The organism is Nesterenkonia flava (assembly GCF_031432335.1).
Taxonomy (GTDB): Bacteria; Actinomycetota; Actinomycetes; order Actinomycetales; family Micrococcaceae; genus Nesterenkonia; species Nesterenkonia flava.
In genome coordinates this window covers 52737-73399 of sequence record NZ_JAVKGT010000007.1, presented here as the reverse complement: position 1 = coordinate 73399, position 20663 = coordinate 52737, and the positions used below count along the sequence as shown (strand labels likewise).

At 65.5% G+C, this 20663-nt stretch carries 14 protein-coding genes; 8 read left to right on the top strand and 6 right to left on the bottom strand.

Annotated elements, in window-relative coordinates; genetic code table 11:
• Window positions 1-96 precede the first annotated feature (96 nt).
• Window positions 97-3702 carry a transcription-repair coupling factor gene (mfd, locus tag RH857_RS04020; protein WP_310536690.1) on the top strand — a complete coding sequence of 1202 codons (3606 nt, stop codon included), beginning with the start codon at window positions 97-99 and terminating at the stop codon, window positions 3700-3702.
• A gap of 124 nt (window positions 3703-3826) precedes the next feature.
• On the opposite strand, the gene RH857_RS04015 is transcribed toward mfd, so the two are convergent.
• The 5 genes from RH857_RS04015 to RH857_RS03995 are packed head-to-tail and all read right to left on the bottom strand — an operon-like array spanning window position 3827 to window position 9092.
• Window positions 3827-4159, bottom strand: coding sequence for a hypothetical protein (locus RH857_RS04015; RefSeq protein ID WP_310536689.1), 333 nt, complete (start codon window positions 4157-4159; stop codon window positions 3827-3829).
• Window positions 4160-4195: 36 nt separating this feature from the next.
• Window positions 4196-4897, bottom strand: coding sequence for a deoxyribose-phosphate aldolase (gene deoC, locus RH857_RS04010; RefSeq protein ID WP_310536688.1), 702 nt, complete (start codon window positions 4895-4897; stop codon window positions 4196-4198).
• An 8-nt stretch (window positions 4898-4905) separates the two neighbouring features.
• Complete coding sequence (locus RH857_RS04005; RefSeq protein ID WP_310536687.1) at window positions 4906-6756, bottom strand: phospho-sugar mutase; 1851 nt, start codon at window positions 6754-6756, stop codon at window positions 4906-4908.
• A gap of 42 nt (window positions 6757-6798) precedes the next feature.
• Window positions 6799-7659, bottom strand: coding sequence for a purine-nucleoside phosphorylase (locus RH857_RS04000; protein WP_310536686.1), 861 nt, complete (start codon window positions 7657-7659; stop codon window positions 6799-6801).
• Complete coding sequence (locus tag RH857_RS03995; protein WP_310536685.1) at window positions 7656-9092, bottom strand: NAD(P)H-quinone dehydrogenase; 1437 nt, start codon at window positions 9090-9092, stop codon at window positions 7656-7658. Before RH857_RS03995 ends, RH857_RS04000 begins: the two co-directional genes overlap by 4 nt.
• A 156-nt stretch (window positions 9093-9248) precedes the next feature.
• Between RH857_RS03995 and RH857_RS03990 the strand changes: the two genes are divergently transcribed.
• Window positions 9249-10352: a hypothetical protein gene (locus RH857_RS03990; RefSeq protein ID WP_310536684.1), complete on the top strand. Its 1104-nt coding sequence runs from the start codon at window positions 9249-9251 to the stop codon at window positions 10350-10352.
• A 23-nt stretch (window positions 10353-10375) separates the two neighbouring features.
• On the top strand, window positions 10376-11656 hold the full coding sequence (locus RH857_RS03985; RefSeq protein ID WP_310536683.1) for an aminoglycoside phosphotransferase/kinase family protein: 1281 nt from the start codon (window positions 10376-10378) through the stop codon (window positions 11654-11656).
• On the opposite strand, the gene RH857_RS03980 is transcribed toward RH857_RS03985, so the two are convergent.
• Complete coding sequence (locus tag RH857_RS03980) at window positions 11610-13424, bottom strand: tetratricopeptide repeat protein (protein WP_310536682.1); 1815 nt, start codon at window positions 13422-13424, stop codon at window positions 11610-11612. The genes RH857_RS03985 and RH857_RS03980 overlap by 47 nt on opposite strands.
• Before the next feature lie 35 nt (window positions 13425-13459).
• On the opposite strand from RH857_RS03980, the gene RH857_RS03975 reads away from it, so the two are divergent.
• From RH857_RS03975 to RH857_RS03955, 5 genes are all read left to right on the top strand, one after another.
• On the top strand, window positions 13460-14458 hold the full coding sequence (locus tag RH857_RS03975; RefSeq protein ID WP_310536681.1) for a glycine betaine ABC transporter substrate-binding protein: 999 nt from the start codon (window positions 13460-13462) through the stop codon (window positions 14456-14458).
• Window positions 14459-14543: 85 nt separating this feature from the next.
• Window positions 14544-15794: a pyridoxal phosphate-dependent aminotransferase gene (locus RH857_RS03970; protein WP_310536680.1), complete on the top strand. Its 1251-nt coding sequence runs from the start codon at window positions 14544-14546 to the stop codon at window positions 15792-15794.
• Window positions 15795-15818: 24 nt separating this feature from the next.
• On the top strand, window positions 15819-17057 hold the full coding sequence (locus RH857_RS03965) for a pyridoxal phosphate-dependent aminotransferase (RefSeq protein ID WP_310536679.1): 1239 nt from the start codon (window positions 15819-15821) through the stop codon (window positions 17055-17057).
• A gap of 107 nt (window positions 17058-17164) precedes the next feature.
• The gene (locus tag RH857_RS03960) at window positions 17165-18766 is read left to right on the top strand and encodes an NAD-dependent epimerase/dehydratase family protein (RefSeq protein ID WP_310536678.1); all 1602 of its coding nucleotides are present in this window, start codon (window positions 17165-17167) and stop codon (window positions 18764-18766) included.
• Between the two features lie 191 nt (window positions 18767-18957).
• Window positions 18958-20649 (top strand): catalase, encoded by a 1692-nt coding sequence (locus RH857_RS03955; RefSeq protein ID WP_310536677.1) that lies wholly within the window; start codon window positions 18958-18960, stop codon window positions 20647-20649.
• Window positions 20650-20663 lie beyond the last annotated feature (14 nt).

Sequence of the window (20663 nt, the reverse complement as noted above, 5' to 3'; positions counted from 1 at the left end):
AAATCGGTCAGGTGCCTGTGCCCAGCCATGACGGGTATTCTGGTCTGCGGTCGAATCCCTTCCTCTTATTCGTTGCAAGCGAGGCTTACTCTCTCCATGGCTCTTTCTGGTCTGCGCGCGGCCCTGACGGCAAGCTCTTCCTACGCCCGCGTGGTCTCAGCGGCGCAGCACCCCGCGGCCGAGCGAACTGACGAACTCCAGATCGCGGCGACCGCAGGACTCCGCCCCGCGCTGCTGGCCGAGATCTCTCAAGGCCTGCGCTCCGCCCACCCGGAGGGCGTAGTGCTGGCTGTGACCGCTACTGAACGCGAGGCCGATGAGCTGGTCTCGTCCCTGACGGCCTTCGCACCCGAGGCGCAGGTGGCCCACTTCCCGTCCTGGGAAACACTGCCCCATGAACGACTGTCCCCACGCTCGGACACGGTCGGCCGTCGCCTGGGCGTGCTGCGTCGGCTCGCCCACCCCGAGGAGGCGGGGAAGATTGACGTCGTCGTCGCACCTGTCCGCGCGGTGATCCAGCCGATCGTGGCCGGTCTGGGGGACCTGCAGCCGGTGACGCTGAGCACCGGGGAGTTCTACGAGTTCGACGACGTCGTCGCTCGTCTGGCCGGCGCCGCCTACAGCCGTGTGGACATGGTGACGCGCCGCGGCGAGTTCGCCGTGCGCGGTGGCATCCTCGACATCTTCCCCCCGAATGAGACCCACCCGGTGCGTGTGGAGTTCTTCGGCGACGAGGTCGAGCAGATGCGCTGGTTCTCCGTGGCCGACCAGCTGTCCCTGGAGTCGGAGGAGGCTCCGCAGACCCTGCACGCGGTTCCGTGCCGTGAGCTGCTGATCACCGACGACGTCGCCGCGCGTGCCAAAGCGCTCATGGCCACCATGCCCCACGCCGTGGATCTGCTGGAGAAGATCAGTCAGAAGCAGGCCGCCGAAGGCATGGAGTCTCTCACGCCGGTTCTCGCGGAGAAGATGGTTCCACTGGTGGCTGAGCTGCCCGAAGGTTCGCTGACGCTGCTGGTGGAGCCGGAGAAGGTCCGCACACGTGCCCATGACCTGGCCGCCACCAATGAAGAGTTCCTGGCCGCGGCGTGGCAGGCCTCCTCCGACGGTGCTGCTGCGCCCTTGACGATCACGGAGGACGAGCAGAACTCCCTGGAGTCCGGTGCATTCGCCACCCTCGCCGATACCAGGGAAGCTTCTCTGAACCACGGCAGCGGATGGTGGTCCATCACCTCCCTGGGCCTCGATGCCGAACTTGAGCAGGACGCTGACATCGTCTCCATCGCCTCGCGTGAGCCCATCGGTTACCGGGGCAGCGTGGAACAGGTCATGGAGTTCCTCGCCGGCCGTGCCCGGGACCAGTGGTCGGTTGTGGTGACCACCGCAGGGTCGGGCTCAGCGGCACGTGTTGCGGAGCTCCTCGACGAGCACTCGGTGCCGCACGAACTGGTCGAGACTCTGACCTCTGCTCCTGCCCCGGGAGTCATCACCGTCACCACCGCCAACGTCTCCGAAGGCTTCGCGCTGGATGAGCTGCAGCTTGCGCTGCTGACCGAGTCGGAGATGCTCGGGCGCTCGATCCGCCAGGACGGATCGCGCGGCGGCCGACGCGCTGCCCGACGCCGGAAGAACGCGGTGGACCCGCTGAGCCTCTCCAAGGGTGACTTTGTGGTCCACGAGCAGCACGGCGTGGGCCAGTTCGTGGAGCTGATCCAGCGTCCTGTGGGCTCGCCGCAGGCCATCCGTGCCGGTACCGCGGGCATGCGGGAGTACATGGTGCTGGAGTACGCCCCGTCCAAGCGCAACGGTCCCAAGGACCGCCTGATGGTCCCCACCGACCAGCTGGATCAGGTCTCCCAGTACGTCGGCGGCGATGAGCCCAAGCTCTCCAAGATGGGCGGCAGTGACTGGGCTGCGACTAAGCGCAAGGCGAAGAAGGCGGTCAAGGAGATCGCCGCTGAGCTCATCCGGCTCTACGCCGCGCGCATGGCATCGCGCGGGCACGCCTTCAGCCCGGACACCCCGTGGCAGAACGAGCTCGAGGACGCCTTCCCCTATGTGGAGACCCCGGACCAGCTCTCCGCAATGGAAGAGGTCAAGCGCGACATGGAGGCGGAAGTCCCCATGGACCGGCTCATCTCCGGAGACGTGGGCTTCGGCAAGACGGAGATCGCCATCCGTGCCGCGTTCAAGGCTGTGCAGGACGGCAAGCAGGTGGCCGTTCTGGTGCCGACAACCCTGCTGGTCTCACAGCACTATGAGACGTTCACCGAACGCTACGCAGGCTTCCCCGTGCGCGTGCGCGCCCTCTCACGCTTCCAGACGACCAAGGAGTCGAAGGAAGTCATGCAGGGACTGAAGGAGGGGAGCATCGACGTCGTCGTCGGGACCCACCGCCTGCTCTCCAAGGAGGTCCAGTTCAAAGACCTGGGCCTGGTCATCATCGACGAGGAGCAGCGCTTCGGCGTCGAGCACAAAGAGCAGCTGAAGAAGATGCGCACCAACGTGGATGTCCTGGCCATGACCGCGACCCCGATTCCGCGCACCTTGGAGATGTCTCTGGCGGGTATTCGTGAGACCTCCGAGCTGAACACTCCGCCCGAGGAACGCCACCCGGTGCTCACCTACGTGGGCCCCTATACGGACAAGCAGGTCTCGGCGGCTGTGCGCAGGGAGCTGATGCGCGAGGGGCAGGTGTTCTACGTCCACAACCGGGTCGCGGACATTGACCGGGTGGCCGCCCGGGTCCGTGAGCTCGTGCCGGAGGCACGGGTCGAGGTTGCTCACGGCCAGATGGGCGAGGCGCGCCTGGAGCAGATCGTCAATGACTTCTGGGAGCGCCGGTTCGACGTGCTGGTCTCAACCACCATCATCGAGACTGGCCTGGACATCTCCAACGCTAATACGCTCATCGTGGACCGGGCATCGGCCTTCGGACTCTCTCAGCTGCATCAGCTGCGCGGACGCGTGGGACGCTCCCGCGAGCGGGCGTATGCCTACTTCCTGTATCCGGCGGAGAAGCCCCTGGGTGAGGACGCACTGGAACGGCTGAAGGCGGTCGCTGCTCACAATGAGCTCGGCGCAGGCTTCCAGCTGGCCAAGAAGGACCTTCAGCTGCGCGGCGCCGGAAACCTGCTCGGTGGAGAACAATCCGGGCACATTGAAGGAGTCGGGTTCGATCTCTACCTGCGAATGGTCGGGGAGGCGGTGGCTGACTACCGAGGCGAGGAGGACACCCAGCCCCAGGAGGTCAAGATCGAACTGCCGGTCAACGCACATCTGCCGACTGAGTTTGTGCCCTCGGAGCCGCTGCGGCTGGAGGGCTACCGCAAACTTGCCGCCGCAGATACGGACGAGAAGGTCGACGAGGTCGTCACGGAGTGGACTGACCGCTACGGCGAGCTGCCGGAGGCCGCTCAGAACCTCGTCGAGGTGGCGCGCTTCCGCAATCGCGTGCGAACCGTGGGCATCACTGATGTGGGAGTCCAGGGCAAGTTCATTCGGTTTGCCCCCGTGCAAGAGCTGCCGGAGTCGAGGCAGCTGCGCATGGAACGTATGTACAAGGGCGCCCAGTACAAGGAGAGCCTGCAGCAGATTCTGCTGCCCAAGCCCCAGACCGCGAGGCTGGGCGGGGAGGACCTGACGGATTCTGCGCTGCTGACCTGGCTTCACGAGGTCTACCAGGGCCTGTTCGCTCCCTAGGCCTCACGACGTCACGACCTGCTCGAGGGGACGTCAGCACCATCCTCACGAACGAAGGAAGGCCCCGCCGGTATATTGGCAGGGCCCTCCTTCGTCGCCCACGGCGACGAGCGCGTTAGCAATATCAGCGCTGTGCAGTCGCCTTCCGCTCACCCGTGGGGGCGTGGGATTCGGCCGCGCGAGAAGCCATAGCATCCAGGGGCTCGCCGTGCTCGCCGTGGAGGCGCTGCTCCTCGAGGCTGTCGGAACGGCCGATGACTTCCTTGGCGATCAGGAAGGCGCCTGCATAGAGACCCAGGAACAGCAGACCCGGCAGCCAGACCTGATCCAGGTCCCAGAAGTTCAGGGCGAACATGGAGCCCAGCAGAATGCCGAAGACGAACAGGAATGCCACCAGGTTGCCCAGGAAGTGGCCCTGTCCGGAGTAGGCTTTGACGTTGCCTTTGGCGTCGATCATGTGGTCTCCTCAGAAAGTCCTGTGTAGGCCCGGGACTCAGTAGTCACTGGTCGAGCCGTTGTGTCCTGCCCCTACGATATCAAGAGAGGCGCTTGCCCCGAGGCGTGTGGCGCCCGCGTTGAGCAGCGCCACCGCGTCCTCATAGGTTCGCACTCCGCCCGAGGCCTTGATGCCCAGACGGCCTCCCACCAGGCGGTGCATGAGGCTGATGTCCTCCACTGTGGCACCGCCTCCGGCAAAGCCTGTGGAGGTCTTCACGAAATCTGCGCCCGCCGCTTCCGCGGCGCGGCAAGCCAGCTCCTTGGCCTCCTGGGTGAGCAGAGCAGTTTCAATAATCACCTTCAGTAGCGCGCCCGAGGCGTGCACTACCGCTGCCACTGCGGCGATCTGCGCCTGAAGCTCCGCGGACTGGCCGGCATTGGCCGCAGCGATATCGATGACCATGTCGATCTCATCGGCCCCGAGCTCGACGGCTTCCTGGGCTTCGGCCACTTTGGTGTGGGTGGTGGATGCTCCCAGGGGGAACCCGATGACGGTGCAGGTGCGGACCTCGCTGCCGGCGAGCTCAGCCGCCACCAGGGGAACCCAGCGCGGGTTGACGCAGACCGAGGCAAAGCCGTGCTCCAGCGCCTCACCGACGACGCGTCGGATGGTCTTCTCGTCGGTGTCCGGCTTCAGCGCGGTGTGGTCGATGACGGCAGCGATCTGTGCGGGCGCGGGGGCCGAAGGTTCTGGCATGGGGCCGCTCATTTCTTCAGCAGAGAGGTCATGGATTCCCGGAGTTGCTCGAGTCGCTCTGCCGCGACGCTCCGGGCACGGGCAATGTCTTCGGCGGACTCTGACGCCGGTGCCGAGACCGCCTCCAGGTAGCACTTGACCTTGGGCTCGGTGCCTGAGGGCCGGACAATCACCCGATCGTCGGACTCAGTGAACCAGATGAGGGCGTCGGTGGACCTCGCTTCGGAGAACTCCTGGCCGGGGAGGGGTTCTTGTGTGAGGTCCAGGGACTCCACCACGCGGGAGCCCGCGATCTCCCTCGGCGGATCGGCGCGCAGGGCCGCAGTGACCCGGCCTAGCTGTGAGAGGTCATCGACCTTGACCGTCACCTGCGACGTGAGGAAGAGCCCCGCTTCCGCGGCGATCTCGTCCAGAGCCTGCACCACGCTGGTTCCCTTGGCCTTGAGATCGGCAACGAGTTCGCTGAAGATGAGGGCTGCGGAGACGCCGTCTTTGTCGCGAACGTGGACCGGATCGACGTCGAACCCGATCGCCTCCTCGTAACCGAAGACGATATTAGGTACGCGGGCCAGCCACTTGAATCCGGTGAGCGTGTCCGCATGAGTGACTCCACGGCCTGCGGCCAGGCGTCCCAGCAGGCGCGAGGACACGACCGAGTTCGCCACGGCGGGCTCGGTGGATTCACCGGTACCGGTCGTCTGCCATCCCTCACGCAGAGGACCGCGCTCCAACAGGTGGCGGCCCAGCAGTGCGCCCATTTCATCGCCGCTGAGCTGACGCCACTGACCAGCCTCTTCGTCGAACACGGCCGCAGAGAGCCTGTCGGCGTCCGGGTCGTTGGCCAGTACCAGATCGGCCTGATGCTCCTGTGCCGCGTGAAGGGCCAGATCCAGCGCTCCTGCCTCCTCCGGATTCGGGAATGCCGCGGTCGGGAACTCGGGGTCGGGTTCGAACTGCTCGGCGACGGGGATGACCTCCGCGAATCCGGCCGCGCGGAGGAGGCTGGTGACCGCCTCGCCGCCGACGCCGTGCATGGCTGTGTAGACGATCCGGAGATCGCGGTGCGGGTAGGTCTCGGGGTCCAGGAGCTCGAGGGCCTCCTGCTGGTAGGAGTCCCGTGCCTGCTGTCCAATAGTGGTCACACCGTGGGGGCGGTGAACCTGTGCCTCAGCAGTTGCGGCCGGCGTCGCCGAGGACTCCGCGAAGTCTTCCCCGACGGTCTCGGCGATAGCGTCGGCGATCTCTCGATCCACAGGAGACACGATCTGGGCCCCGACACCGTGGCCGTCCGGCTCCAGGAACCGCGAGAGCTCTCCACCGAGGTAGACCTTGTATCCGTTGTCCCGGGGCGGATTGTGGCTCGCGGTGACCATGATGCCGATCTCAGCATCGAGCACCAGCACCTGACGGGCGAGCAGGGGAGTGGGGGTGGGTTTGTCGAAGAGATGCACGTCCCACCCGGCGGAGCTAAAGAGCGCCGCCGTCTCAAAGGCGAACTCGTCAGACTGGTGCCTAGCGTCGTAGCCGATCACGATGCGGTGGGCCCGAGGCCCCTCGACGTCGTGCGGATTGTCTACTGCGGTGCGCGCCTGAGACAGCGTCTCCGTGGCGTAACGGAGGAGTCCCGCTGCTGTCTGCCGCACTACCAGACGATTCATCCGCATCGGGCCAGGCCCGAGCTCCGCGCGAAGGCCGGCCGTTCCAAACGCGAGCCGCCCGCTGAACAGCCGCGACAGGGTGGTCTCAGCCGCTTGATCCCCGCTCTCGGCAGAGCTCAGCAGCTCCTGCAGTTCAGCCCGAGTCCGGGGATCGGGATCCAGTTCAATCCAGCGGCGGACGGTGGGAAGCAGTTCTGTCACGGAAAGGGGTCTCCTTGAGTCAGGTCCAGGGGGGGGAGGGTGTTAAGCGGATTCCAGTGTGCGGCCGATGATCTGAGCTAGCAGCGAAGCGATGCGTGGGCCGGCCTCTCTGCCGGCCTGCAGAACCTCTTCGTGGCTCAGTGGCTCCTCGGAGATTCCGGCGGCGAGGTTGGTCACCAACGAGATCCCGAAGACCTCCATGCCGGCGGCTCGGGCGGCAATGGCTTCCAACGCGGTGGACATTCCCACGAGATCGGCGCCGATGATCCCGGCATAGCGGACTTCTGCCGGGGTCTCATAGTGGGGTCCGGGGAACTGGGCGTACACGCCCTCGGGCAAGCTGGGATCAATCGAGCGCGCCACGTCCCGCAGTCTCGGGGAGTAGAGGTCCGTCATATCCACAAAATGCGGTCCACGCAGGGGGGATGTGCCCGTGAGGTTGATGTGGTCCGAGATCAGTACGGGCGTGCCGGGGGCCCAGTCGGAGTTCAGGCCGCCACATCCGTTGGTGAGCACCATGACGGTGGCCCCGGCGGCCGCCGCAGTGCGCACCCCATGGGCGACGGCGCTGACTCCTCGTCCCTCGTAGTAGTGAGTGCGGGCTCCGATGACCAGCACGTGCCGGTTCCCCGCGGCACGAATCACTTTGAGCGTGCCGCTGTGCCCGGAGACCCCGGAGGTGTGGAACCCGGGAACCGTGTCGGCGTCGATCTCCGCAACGAGTTCTCCCAGCTGCTCTGCAGCACCGCCCCATCCCGACCCGAGGGTGCATGCCAGGTCGATGCGGTCGATTCCGGCAGCGCCTAAGACCGCCTTGGCGGCCTCTTCGGCTCGGAGGTTCTCCTCTGCGGTGGGGTCATGGGTGGGGACGGGGCCGGGGGCGCTCTGGACGTGATCGGTCATTTCTCTCCTACGTGATGGTGCAGCCGGCGAGCCGCCTCGGAGATCGAGCCGGTCAGCGAGGGATAGACGGTGAACGTGGTGGCGACGTCGTCGACGTGCAGCTTATGAGTCACGGCCAGAGCCAGCGGGAAGATCAGTTCCGAGGCGCGGGGGGCGACGACGACGGCACCAATGACCGTCCCGGAGCCTCGGCGGGAGAAGATCTTCACGAAGCCCTCGCGAATGTTCATCATCTTTGCGCGAGGGTTGGTCGCCAGATCGAGCTTGACCACATCGGCCTGGTACTTGCCGGAGTCCACCTGCTCCTGGGTGACCCCGACGGTGGCGATCTCGGGGGAGGTGAAGACATTGGAGGCGACCTGATGCAGCTTCAGCGGCTTGACCGCGCCGCCCTGCATGTGGGCGATCGCAATGCGTCCCTGCATCGCCGCGACGGAGGCCAGCGGCATCATGCCGGTGCAATCCCCGGCGGCGTAGATGTTGGTCGCGGTGGTGCGTGAGACGGTGTCGACCAGGATGTGGCCGGAGTCTGTGGTGTGGACTCCGCAGTCCTCGAGGCCGATGTCTTCGGTGTTGGGGATGCCGCCCACCGCCATGAGGCAGTGGGAGCCTTCCAGCACGCGCCCGCCGGTGAGTGTGACCTTCACGCCGTTCTCCGTGCGTTCTACGGCTTCGGCACGCGATGTGGAGGCAACCTGCACGCCCACCCGGGCGAACGAGTTCTCCAGCACGCGGGCGGCGTCGGCGTCCTCGCCCGGCAGCACCTGCTCACGGGAGGACACCAGAGTCACGTCGGCGCCCAGACGGCGGTAGGCGGAGGCGAACTCAGCGCCGGTGACACCTGAACCCACCACGATCATGTGCTCGGGCACCTCAGTGAGCTGGTAGGCCTGAGTCCAGTTGAGGATCCGTTCGCCGTCGGGCTTAGCGCTGGGGAGTTCGCGAGGATGCGCACCGGTCGCGATCAGGACGGCGTCCGCCTCGATCAGCTGAGTGTCGCCGTTGGGCGTGGTGACCTCGATGCTGTGAGGCGGAACAAGGCGTCCGCGCCCGGCGATGATGCGCACGCCTGCCGCTTCCAGGGAGGCATGAATGTCGGCAGACTGGGTGTCTGCCAGTTTGCGGAGCCGCTCATTGACCTTGGCGAAGTCCGCCCAGGCCTCGGTCTCATAGTGATCCGCACTGTGCTCGCCGAACCGGACGCCGAAAGCAGTCGAAGCGTTGACCCGGCGCATGGCATCTGCGGTGGCGATCAGCGTCTTGGAGGGCACCACATCGGTGAGCACAGCGGAGCCGCCCATACCTTTCTCCTCGATGAGCGTCACCTCGGCTCCCGCGTCGGCGGCCACCATGGCGGCCTCATAGCCTCCAGGTCCACCTCCGAGGATGGCGATACGGTCAGGGGCGAAGAGCTGAGTTCTGGGCTGCGTCATCACGGACCCCATTCTGCTTCACTTCTGTGTCGGTTGTCATAGAGGCACGTGTATATGTCGGGGAATCCGCTGATGAATCGGCTAGGCTGGTCCAATCAGCGACACCCCCGTCGCGATCCCAGTGAGGGAGCTGAAGGCAAGGCAGGTGGAGTCACAGTGACGCTGGGCGTTCGACCTGTACGGGTCGGCATCATCGAGTCGATTCCCAGTCTGCCTATTCACTCCTCAGTTCTCATCGCTGCGGTTGCCGGGCTCTTCCTGGCGGCGCTGATACTCCGAGCCCAGCGGCTGCCCGACCAACCGGTCGAGCGCCACCCGGGACTGACGGCACGTCAGGCCCGACTCGCGCGCAAGCGTGCGCTGCGCCGCATGCAGCGTCGAGCCGAACGCAAGGAACGAAGGGCACACATGAGTATGACCGCCAGAGACCAGGCCAACGCCAAGGCGACCGCCACCTCCGACGGCCCCGCAACCCCCAATATCGCTGCTCCGCGCCGTCAGGCTGCCGCAACGGATTCCGGCACAGGATTCCGCATCTACTGGGGACGAACCCTGCTGGCGGCAGCTGCGCTCCTCGGGCTTCTGGGAGGCATCGTGACCGGGGTCCTCAGTTTGGTCAGCGTAGTGAGCTGGTGGGTGCCCGCCGCATGCGCCGGTGTTTTGGTGCTGAGCGTGGTTTCACTGCAGGTCTCGGCCGCAGTCCGACGGCGTCGTAAGCGTCGCCGTCGCGTGGAAGCGGCCATGGCCGCAGCCATGTACCCCCTGGAGGATGCAGCAACCGGTGCTGCGTCTCAGCCCCAGGCGGGGGAGACGAGCGCCGTGAACAGTCAGGATTCGACTCACGCAAGCCGGGATGCCTCAGGGCCCTTCAATGTGCTGGGTGCAGATGCTGCAGGCCGTGGTGGCCCAGACTCACTGGTCACCTTGGACGAGGACGGGCTCCCCGAGAACCCGGAGCGGCTTTTCGCCGCAGTCACCGGCACGGAGCAGCCCACCCAGGCGGCGAAGGCCGCCCTGTTCGACCGGACTGATTCCGGCGAAAGCTGGGAGCCGCGCGAGGTCCCCCAGCCCAAGTATCTGGCAGCGGAGAAGGCTGAACGTGCCGAGGCAGAACCGCTCAGCACCCCGGAGGCCCCCAAACCCAGCCAGGACGTCAAACTGCGCCAGCCGGCCGCCCCCGCTTCATCATCCGCAGACGTACCCGCCGCCACGGATCGCTCGTTGGACCTCGACGCGGTGCTGAAGCGTCGGCGCGCCTAAGAGCACTCTGGATACAGGACCCCGTGCGCCTTCAGCCCCCCTCTCCGCGTGCCGCGCCCACGCGTGACGTGACCCACCGAGAGACCCAGCACCTGGGATTTCTCGAATCTCCAGCGGCCTCCGCCTCCCTCACAGCCGCGCTGGATTCCCAGGGCATCACCGCCTCCGATGTTCAGCTTGAGACCATTCAACACCGGCCTGGGGCCGGGGTGACGGGGATCTACCGAGTCAGCAGCGCCGCGAGCCCCGAGGAGCTCTACGTGGGCATGACCACGGAGGTGGTGCCCGCCGAGGCTGAAGGAGTGACCCTCCTGCCCCTTCCTGGCGGGGATCCAACCTTCGGCGCGCTGGCACTGTGGCATCACCCCTTCGATCCGGCGCTGCCGGGCCTTCCTCTGGCCACCGATCCTGGGTCGGTGGCACGCACATGGGGCCTGGGGCGGCAGTTGGTGGCCCTGGAAACCGTCAGCTACCGGCCGCTGCGCAGAGCGGTCATTGCCGCTGACTTCTCGGACGGATCGCGTCTTTACCTGAAGGTGCTGCGCGGCGGACAAGCCTCGGAGCTGGACGCACGTCATCGCCTCCTCCTGGACGCCGGGGTGCAGGCTCCGCGCCCAGTGCGCGAGCCTATTGCTGATGTGGTGGGCCTGGAGCAGGGCGAGGGAGTCTCTCTGGCGGAGTACTTCCTTGCGGATGGCGCCTCGGCCGTGGACCCGCAAGACTTCATTTCACTTCTAGACCGACTGCCTGCCGAGGTAATGACTCTGCCGGCACGCGACGCCTGGACGGATCGTCTGCCCGCATATGCCTCGGCAGCGGTCTCAGCCCTACCCGAGGACGAGTCGCGCATCCGCCGCCTGGAAGCCGAGATTCTCGCCGGCCTGGAGGTCAGCGACAGAGGCCCGGTCGTCCCGACCCACGGCGACTTCTACGAGGCCAATGTGCTCATGCATCAGGCACAGATCTCCTGCCTATTGGACGTCGACTCCCTGGGGCCGGGGCATCGTGTGGATGATCTCGCCTGTTTCCTCGGCCACCTTGCGGTTCTGCCGGCGGTGGACCAGCGCTACGTCTACGCACCTGCGGCCTTTACACGATTCGCTCAGGCCTTCGCCGCAACAGTGGACCCGACCGGGCTCAGGGTCCGCTCGGCGTCGGTGGCGCTGTCCCTGGTGGCCGGGGCCCGCGACGCCCGCCGCTCGGGGTGGCAGGCCCAAGCCGAGCACCGACTGCGCTGTGCAGAGGCTCTACTGGGGCTTACGGCCGCTGAGGCGGATCTCCCTCAGTGGCCAGCTGGTCTTTGAGCTCCGCGAGCTCCTCCTCAGCCTCAGCCAGCCGTACCGCAGCTCCAGGATCATCGACATTGAGATCGTCCACGAGGTCTCGGAGCGCCTCGATTCGTCCTTCCAGGGCTTGGGCCTGCAGAGCAGCGCTGGAGTCATGCTCAGCCACGGCCATCCTGAACATGGCTTCGGCCTCCTGAGGCTGACCCATCTGAAGCAGCACCGTGGCGGCGAATACCTCGGCATCTGCTGCGGCCTCCTCGTCCTGTGCCTCGGCGAAGAGATCTGCGGCTTCCAGCGCAGAGGCAACGGCCCGGGTCCCTTCGCCGAGCGCGGTGAGGCCGCGGGCCAGGGTGTCGGTGATGTCCGCCCTCTGCCACAGTGTGCCGTGCTCGTTGACGACCGCAAGAGCTCGCTCCAGGTAGTCCACACCGGAGGGGTCCTCGTGGCGACAGAGCAGATGCCCCAGCGAATGCAGCGCCTGCAGCAGCATCAACGGGTCCGTGTCCTGACCCTGGTCGGCAAGCTGCAGACCGCGCTCGTAGTGCTCGCGAGCTACCTCGACCCGTTCGAGAGAGGCGGCGAGGGCGCCGGCTGCCAAGTGTGCGCGGGCGGCTTCGTCCACCTCGTGAGCGGCGAGGAACTGACCTGCCGCCTCCGCCCAGTGCGCCATTGCCTCAAGGGGCCGTTTCTGCTGGGTGACGGCGTGGCCCAGGCCCATCAGAGCCCGTCCGCGGGTCGAATGCTCACTCTCAGTTCCCGCGAGGCGGACCGACAGCGAGTCGAGAACGGTCTCTGCCTCCTCGTGCTGATGCAGCTCCAGCAGCTGCTGTCCCAGAGCGAGGGAGAGCATCCGCGCTTCTGCGACCTCACCGAGCTCAGCTTGCTGGACGGCGACCCGCCAGGCGAGCACGGAGACATCGCCCTGGTTGAGCTGGGCGGCGATGCCAGCAAGCAGTGCGGCAGCTGAGGCCGCGCCCTTGCGGACCCCGCACGCCGAGTAGAGCTCGGCCGCGTTCATCGCATCGGCCAGTGCTTCTTCCGATTCATCAGCATGATGATGCACGGTGGCACGCAGCATCGCCATGGCCCCGCGCACCGCGCGGTTGGCTGGTGCCGCCAGCACCGCGTCCGCTGTTGCCCTGGCCTGCTCGGGCTGTGCCGCCAGCAGCTGCGCATGGGCGAGGAACATTCGTGCTCCCGCCAGGGGCTCACGTTTTCCCAGAGACACCAGATGCTCACACGCCTCCTCGATGAGAGGCAGCGCCGTCTCGGGGCCCTCATCGTGGAGTCTCCGCACCGCCAGGGACGAGAGCACATCCGCCAACTCGACGCTGGGTCCCTCGGGGCGCAGCCGCTCGGCCGTGGTGGCTAGAATCTCAGCCTCCACACGGTCCGGCTCCCGCAGGAGGATCCCACCAAGATCAGCTTCCACCTGGGCCTGGCGCGCGCGCCCCAGTTCGCGCAGCAGCGCGATTCTCTTGTGCAGATATGGCGCGGCAGCGTCGGACTCCCCGCGCATCTCATAGACGCCGCAGAGAATCCGCAGCAGCATCAGACGATTCTCAGGGTCTGTTGAACCCGGCGCTTCCAAGCCTTTCAACGCTGCCTCGGCGGCAGCGGAGTATCGCTCTCCGTAGGCAGCCTCATAGGCCAAGTCGACCCAGCCACGGGCCGTCTGAGCGTGCATCGAGTGCTCGGCCGGGGCATGCAGGAGGGCTTCCAGGCGCATACTCAGCGGAGCAGAACCCGGAAGTTCCACTTCGAGGTCATAGTGATCACCGCTCATCTGTACAAGGGTAGCGCGACGGTAGACTTTCCCTCATGCTTTCCTCCCGGCGGACCGCCGCACTCCTGGGCGTCCTGGCTCTTACCCTCACCGCCTGCGGAGATGAACCCCCTCCGGCCGTGGAGCCCACGGGTCCCGAATTGGAACGGGCTTGGCGCATTGCCGTGGGGGAGGATCTGCTGGATCAGACCGTCGCTCACATCTACATGCTCGCCCTGAACTCGCGGGAAGCGCCCACCGTGGTGCTGGACGTCGAAGACGGCACCGTCGAGGCGGCGCTGACTCTGGCTCGGGAGGATGACGAACCGCGCAGCGATGAGGACGAGCGCTTCGAGATCGTCGTGGCCCGGACCATGCCCCTGGCGCAGAGCCTGGACCCGGAGGGCTATGACGACGCCACGACTCCGGTGGGCACCACGCAGTCGGTCGCACCGGCTGCAGCCCCGGAGGACCTCACCGCCCTGATCACAGAGGAGCTCAGCGGCGCTGAGCTTTTCGAGCCCACCTCCGCTGTCCTGTCCAATGCGCTGGTTATGAGCACCATCACGGCTCAGGTCCATGAGATTGATGCCTCATCTGAAGCCCAAGGCGCCGCTGAGGCGTGTGAGGAGCTCGTGGTGGGCTTCCGCAACGGTCTGCCGAGCCCGGGGATGATCCTCTCTGAGGTCTATGACTGCCAGCCTCGTCAGCTGGTAGCCGCCGACGAGGATGAGCTGGTGGAGATGCTGCTGAATGCGGAGATCGATACAGCTGTGATGACGGCGTCACACCCTGCCATCACGGAGAACTCGCTCATCGCGCTCGAGGACGCCCAGCGGGCGTTTCCGCAGGATCAGTATGCGCCGGTTGTCTCCGCTCAGATCGCAGATGAAGTGCCCGACGTCGCCAACGAGATCTCTCAGCGTCTGGACTCCGAAGCTCTGGCGACGCTGCGACGCCTCATCGAGGGCGAGCAGGGGCTCAGTCCCGCGGAGGCGGCTGAATACTGGCTGGTGGAGGAGGGTTTCATCGCTCCTCCGGAGAACTGGGGCTGACCCGGCGATCCTGGGAGGGGAGCGCACCACTAGGGGACGAATGTCGGATTGTTGACAATCCTGCTCAGTGAGGCAGAATCTCCTCATGGAGCAATTTGAGGATTTCGTGCAGGCGGAGAAGCTCCGCGGGGTCCGCTACGACGTGCGAGGTCCCATTGCGGAGGAGGCGGCCCGGCTGGAGCGAGCTGGGCACCGGATCACCAAGCTGAACATCGGCAACATGGCGCCCTTCGGCTTCGAAGCGCCGGATTCGATCCTGGTGGACATGATCAAGAATTTGCCCACGGCTCAGGGATACTCGGAATCCCAGGGCATCTATTCGGCACGCACTGCCGTGGCCCAGTACTACCAGTCCCGGGGAATGCGTGAGGCCGACGTTTCCGACGTCATCCTGGGCAACGGCGTCTCCGAGCTGATCAGCATGGTGCTCCAGGCCATGCTCAACCCGGGCGACGAGGTGCTCATCCCCTCTCCCGACTACCCGCTGTGGACAGGCGTCACCACGCTGGCCGGGGGGCGGGCCGTGCACTACATCTGCGACGAGTCCAACTCCTGGTGGCCAGATCCCGAGGCGGTCGAGGCCCAGGTCACCGACCGAACCAAGGCCCTGGTGATCATCAACCCCAATAACCCCACCGGAGCGGTCTACCCCCGCGAAATCCTCGAAGACATCGTCGACATCTGCCGCCGCCACAACTTGATCCTCCTCGCTGACGAGATCTACGAGAAGATCACCTACGACGACGCCGAGACCATCAACTGCTGCAACGTCGTGCGGGAGACAGGCGACGACGTCTTCACCATCACCTTCTCCGGGCTCTCCAAGACCTGGCGCGTGGCCGGATTCCGCTCAGGCTGGATCTTCATCTCCGGACCCAAGCACCGCGCGAAGAACTACCTCGAGGGCCTCAACCTCATGTCAAACCTGAGGATGTGCCCCAATGTGCCCGCTCAGCACGCCATCCAGACGGCCCTGGGCGGCTACCAGTCCATTGAGGAGTTCATCTATCCGGGCGGCCGGCTCTACGAGCAGCGGGCGGTCGCCTATCGTCTCCTCTCGGAGATCGAGGGAGTGAGGGTGGAACAGATGGACGGCGCCATGTACCTGTTCCCGCGCCTGGACCCGGAGATCTACCCCATCGAGAACGACGAGTCCTTCGTCATCGAGCTGCTGCGACAGCAGAAGATCCTGGTCTCCCACGGTCGCGCCTTCAACTGGATCGACAATCAGCACTTCAGGCTGGTCACCCTGCCGACTGTCGAGGATCTCGAGGAAGCGATTGCAGGGATCGCTGACTTTTTGAGCGAGTACCGCGACGCGTTCGCCAGGGCCTGACCCACGGCGTGTCAATATATAGGGATGCAGCAGTTCGAGGAGTTCACCCAGTCGCCCAAGCTTGCCCAGGTCCGCTACGACGTGCGCGGGCCCATCGCACAGGAAGCGGCGCGGCTGGAGCGAGCGGGCCACCGCATCACCCGCCTGAACATCGGCAACCCGGCGCCCTTCGGCTTCGAAGCGCCCGATTCGATTCTGCAGACCATGATCAAAGAGCTGCCCTCCGCCCAGGGCTACTCCGACTCCCAAGGAATCTACTCGGCCCGGGTGGCCGTGGCGCAGTACTACCAGTCCCGGGGAATGACTGAGGCGGACCCAGACGATATCTATCTGGGCAACGGCGTCTCCGAACTCATCACCATGGTCCTGCAGGCCCTCCTGGGCCCAGGTGACGAAGTGCTGATCCCTGCGCCGGACTACCCTCTCTGGACCGGCGCCACCACCCTGGCCGGGGGACGGGCAGTGCACTATATCTGCGACGAGCAGAACCGCTGGTGGCCAGACCCCGAAGCCATCGAGGCTCAGGTCACTGACCGAACCAAAGCTCTCGTGATCATCAACCCCAATAACCCCACCGGAGCGGTCTACCCCCGAGAGATCCTCGAGCAGCTGGTCGATATCTGCCGCCGCCATGATCTGATGCTGCTTTCGGACGAGATTTACGAGAACATCACGTTCGACGACGTCGAAATGGTCAACGCGTGCACTCTGGCCGACGACGTCCTGACCATCACCTTCTCCGGGCTCTCCAAGACCTGGCGCGTGGCCGGATTCCGCTCAGGCTGGATCTACGTCTCCGGCCCCAAGCACCGCGCGAAGAACTACCTCGAGGGCCTGACCCTCCTGATGAACATGCGCATGTGCGCAAACGTCCCGGCCCAGCATGCCATTCAGGCGGCTCTGGGCGGGCACCAGTCCATCCAGGACCTTGTGCTGCCAGCGGGCCGGCTCTATGAGCAGCGCAATGCCGCACATCGCCTGCTGTCTGAAATCGAGGGCGTCGATGTGCATCAGGCGGACGGGGCGCTCTACCTCTTCCCGCGGCTGGATCCCGAGATCTATCCGATCGAGGACGACGAGGCGTTCGTCATCGAGCTGCTGCGACAGCAGAAGATCCTGGTCTCCCACGGTCGCGCCTTCAACTGGATCGACTCTCAGCACTTCCGCCTTGTGAGCCTGCCCAGTGTGGAGGACCTCGAAGAGGCCATCGGTCGCATCGCCGACTTCCTCGGCGAGTACCGAGACGCTGCCGCGCGCCGGTAGCCCCGCCGCGGCAGACTTGGTGACCGCGCCCTGTCGGCCAGCACATATGCACGATCCTCCCAGGTAACGTCCGCCCTCACCCCAGACGGCAGTGGCACGGTGGGCATATGCGCATTGCAATCGTCGGAGCGACAGGAAACACCGGAACTGCCCTGCTAAGCGAACTTCAGCGGCGGCCTGAGGTGAGTTCGGTCGTGGGGGTTGCGAGGCGTCTGCCTGAGGTCGACGCAGCGCCCTACAACCATGCCGAGTGGGTCACCGCTGATATCCAGTTCCTCGAATCCAAGCAGACACTGGAGGATGCCTTCCAGGGTGTCGACGGCGTCGTGCACCTGGCCTGGCTCATCCAGCCCAACTCCAAGCGTGAGCTGCTGCGTCGGGTCAACGTCGACGGGACGCGGCACGTGCTGGAGGCTGCTGCGGCAGCTGGAGTGAAGAACGTTGCCGTGGCGTCCTCGGTCGGAGCCTACTCACCCGTGGAGGATGATGAGCCGCGGCGGGAGGACTGGCCCACCGGGGGAATCCCCACCTCGCACTACAGCGTGGACAAAGCCGCTCAGGAAGCCGTCTGCGACGATTTTGAGCAGGCTCATCCCGAAGTCAACCTGGCCCGGATCCGCCCGGCCCTGATCTTCCAGGCCGACGCTGGGTCTGAGATTCAGCGCTACTTCGCCGGTCGCTGGGCTCCGGTGCAGATCCTCTCGATGGTTCGCCCGCCCATGGTGCCCATGCCCCAGGGAGTGCGCAGCCAGGCGGTCCATGCGCGGGATGTGGCTGCCGCTTACGCTGAGGCCATCCTGCGCGGAGCCCGCGGTGCGTTCAACATTTGCGCTGACGACATCCTTGACGGCGAGACCATCGCACGAGTGGTCGCACGTCGCCAAGGCGGCAGGGCCGCGCTGTCGCTGCCGTCCCAGCCCATTCGTCCGCTGATTAAAGCGGCCAACCGCGCTCACCTGTTGCCCATGGACGAGGGTTGGCTCGATATGGCGACGCGCGTGCCGATCATGGACAATACTCGCGCCAAAGAGGAACTGGGCTGGAAGCCCACCATGACCGGAGCGGAGGCTCTCCAGGAGCTCCTCGAAGGAATGGGCTCGGGAGAGGGACGCCCCTCCATCCCCATGCGACCGCGCACGGCGGACAGCCCGAACAAGTACCCCCTGCCCTCACGGCACCATCGCGCGGACCCCGACCGGATCGATCTCGGGCTCCTGCGCCAGTACATGGCGGACCACCTCTCGGGTGCCACGGCAGGTCTTCAGCGCATCCGGGCCATGGCGGACGACTTCATCGACACCCCAGTCTTCCCCCGGCTCTCCGAGGTGGCTGAGGCCATCCGTGCGGAACACGATTACCTCACAAAGCTGATGGAGCGACAAGGCTTCCCACGCCCAGGGATCCAGGCTCCGCTGCTGTGGGCGGGGGAGCGGGTCTCCCGTCTGAAGCCCTACGGTCGCTCGCCCCTGCAGCGCTCACCCTCGGCTCTGGTGCTGGAGGCCGAACTCATGATGGGGGCAGTCACCGCCAAGAAGCACGGCTGGGTGGTGCTCCGGGAGCACGCTGCTGCACTAGGAGTTCCCGAATCCGTGTTCGACGAGCTGATTGACGCCGCCGATCACCAGCGGGAAGCTCTGGAGGAGGTCCACACGTACGCGAGAGAGCGGGCCTTTCGCACGGATCGTGAGACGTTCGTCCCGGGCCGCTGACACTGACAGCCACGGCGAGTCTCTCGGATTCACCACCACGTCCAGGTTGGCCCAAGAAAATTCCTAGTGAATTCTGAGCCAAACCTCCTTGGCACTACTTCTGAATAACTCAGATTAAGCGATAGGGTGGAGGGGTCCACCCGAATCAGTGCTCCGTCACCGCACCGTGCGGAGCAGGACCAAGGAGAAACATGGCAGAGCAGGACCAGATTCTCACGACTCGACAGGGTCATCCCGTCCAGTACAACCAGAACATGCGAACCATCGGTTCGCGTGGGCCGGCGACCCTGGAGAACTACCACTTCCTGGAGAAGATCTCCCACTTCGACCGCGAGCGCATCCCTGAGCGCGTCGTTCACGCCCGCGGATTCGTGGCCTACGGTGAGTTTGAGGCCACCGGCAAGATTGGCGATGAGCCGGCGTCGAAGTACACCCGCGCCAAGATTTTCCAGGAGGCGGGCAAGAAGACCGAGCTGGCCATCCGCTTTTCCACCGTGATCGGCGGACGCGACTCGTCCGAGGCGGCACGCGATCCTCGCGGCTTCGCCGTGAAGTTCTACACGGAGGACGGCAACTGGGATCTGGTCGGCAATAACCTCGCGGTCTTCTTCATCCGTGACGCCATCAAGTTCCCCGACGTCATTCACTCCCTCAAGCCGGACCCGGTCTCCTTCCGCCAGGAGCCTGCACGCATCCTGGACTTCATGAGCCAGACGCCGGAGTCCATGCACATGCTGACCCACCTCTTCAGCCCCCGTGGCATCCCGGCGACGTACCGGCACATGGAGGGCTTCGGCGTCAACACCTACAAGATGGTCAACGCAGAAGGCGAGACCGTCCTGGTGAAATACCACTTCCACCCGCGCGCCGGTGTGGCATCGCTCTCCAGCGAAGAGGCCGCCAAGGTGCAAGGTCAGGACACCGGCCATGCCACCCGCGACCTGTTCGACGCCATCGAGCGCGGCGAGTATCCCCAGTGGGACATGTACGTCCAGATCATGGAGGATCACGATCACCCCGAGCTCGACTGGGATCCGCTGGACGACACCAAGATCTGGCCTGAAGACCAGTTTCCGCTGCGCCACGTGGGCACCATGACGCTGAACCGTAACGTGGAGGACCACCACAACGAGAACGAACAGATCGCCATGGGCACCGGCGTGCTGGTGGACGGCCTGGACTTCTCGGATGACAAGATGCTGGTCGGACGGACCTTCTCCTACTCGGATACCCAGCGCTACCGCGTGGGTCCGAACTACCTCCAGCTGCCGGTGAACTCGCCCAAGGGCGTGAAGGGTCGCGTGCACACCAACCAGCGCGGCGGACAGATGAGCTACGGCGTGGACCTGGCTCCCGGTCAGAACCCGCATGTGAACTACGAGCCCTCCATCACCGGTGGACTCACCGAGGCGGAGAAGAAGCCCAACAACCCGCCGGCCGTCAACGGCACGCTGACTTCTTCCAACCTCGAGCGGACCAATGACTACGTCCAGGCCCGGGCCCGTTACAGCACCATGAACCAGTGGGAGCGTGACGAGCTGGTCAAGGAGCTCGGCGGTATGATCCAGGAGGCCGCGCCGCAGGTGCAGGAGCGCTTCCTGTGGCACCTGTTCATGGTGCACGACGAGTACGGCGCACGCGTTGGTGAGTACATCAACAAGACCGCCGAGGACGTGAAGCACCTTGAGCCGCTGCCGACGCAGAACCTCACCGAGGATGAGAAGAAGCGCCTGGCGAACCTCGGCAACAACGGTGACACCATCGATCCCACCGTGTGGGGTACCTGGACCTCCTCCGTGGTGAACCACCAGGTCACCGCCGAGCAGGTGCTGGGCGGTCTGGGCGACCTTGAGTACACCCGTGAGGACGCCCCCTCGAACTAATAGGGCAAGCTCCC

Excerpts from the sequence above, each read along its gene's own strand:
- mfd (WP_310536690.1), top strand. The coding sequence starts at position 97 with ATGGCTCTTTCTGGTCTGCGCGCGGCCCTGACGGCAAGCTCTTCCTAC.
- RH857_RS04015 (WP_310536689.1), bottom strand. The coding sequence starts at position 4,159 with ATGATCGACGCCAAAGGCAACGTCAAAGCCTACTCCGGACAGGGCCAC.
- deoC (WP_310536688.1), bottom strand. The coding sequence starts at position 4,897 with ATGCCAGAACCTTCGGCCCCCGCGCCCGCACAGATCGCTGCCGTCATC.
- RH857_RS04000 (WP_310536686.1), bottom strand. The coding sequence starts at position 7,659 with ATGACCGATCACGTCCAGAGCGCCCCCGGCCCCGTCCCCACCCATGAC.
- RH857_RS03995 (WP_310536685.1), bottom strand. The coding sequence starts at position 9,092 with ATGACGCAGCCCAGAACTCAGCTCTTCGCCCCTGACCGTATCGCCATC.
- RH857_RS03980 (WP_310536682.1), bottom strand. The coding sequence starts at position 13,424 with ATGAGCGGTGATCACTATGACCTCGAAGTGGAACTTCCGGGTTCTGCT.
- RH857_RS03975 (WP_310536681.1), top strand. The coding sequence starts at position 13,460 with ATGCTTTCCTCCCGGCGGACCGCCGCACTCCTGGGCGTCCTGGCTCTT.
- RH857_RS03970 (WP_310536680.1), top strand. The coding sequence starts at position 14,544 with ATGGAGCAATTTGAGGATTTCGTGCAGGCGGAGAAGCTCCGCGGGGTC.
- RH857_RS03965 (WP_310536679.1), top strand. The coding sequence starts at position 15,819 with ATGCAGCAGTTCGAGGAGTTCACCCAGTCGCCCAAGCTTGCCCAGGTC.
- RH857_RS03960 (WP_310536678.1), top strand. The coding sequence starts at position 17,165 with ATGCGCATTGCAATCGTCGGAGCGACAGGAAACACCGGAACTGCCCTG.
- RH857_RS03955 (WP_310536677.1), top strand. The coding sequence starts at position 18,958 with ATGGCAGAGCAGGACCAGATTCTCACGACTCGACAGGGTCATCCCGTC.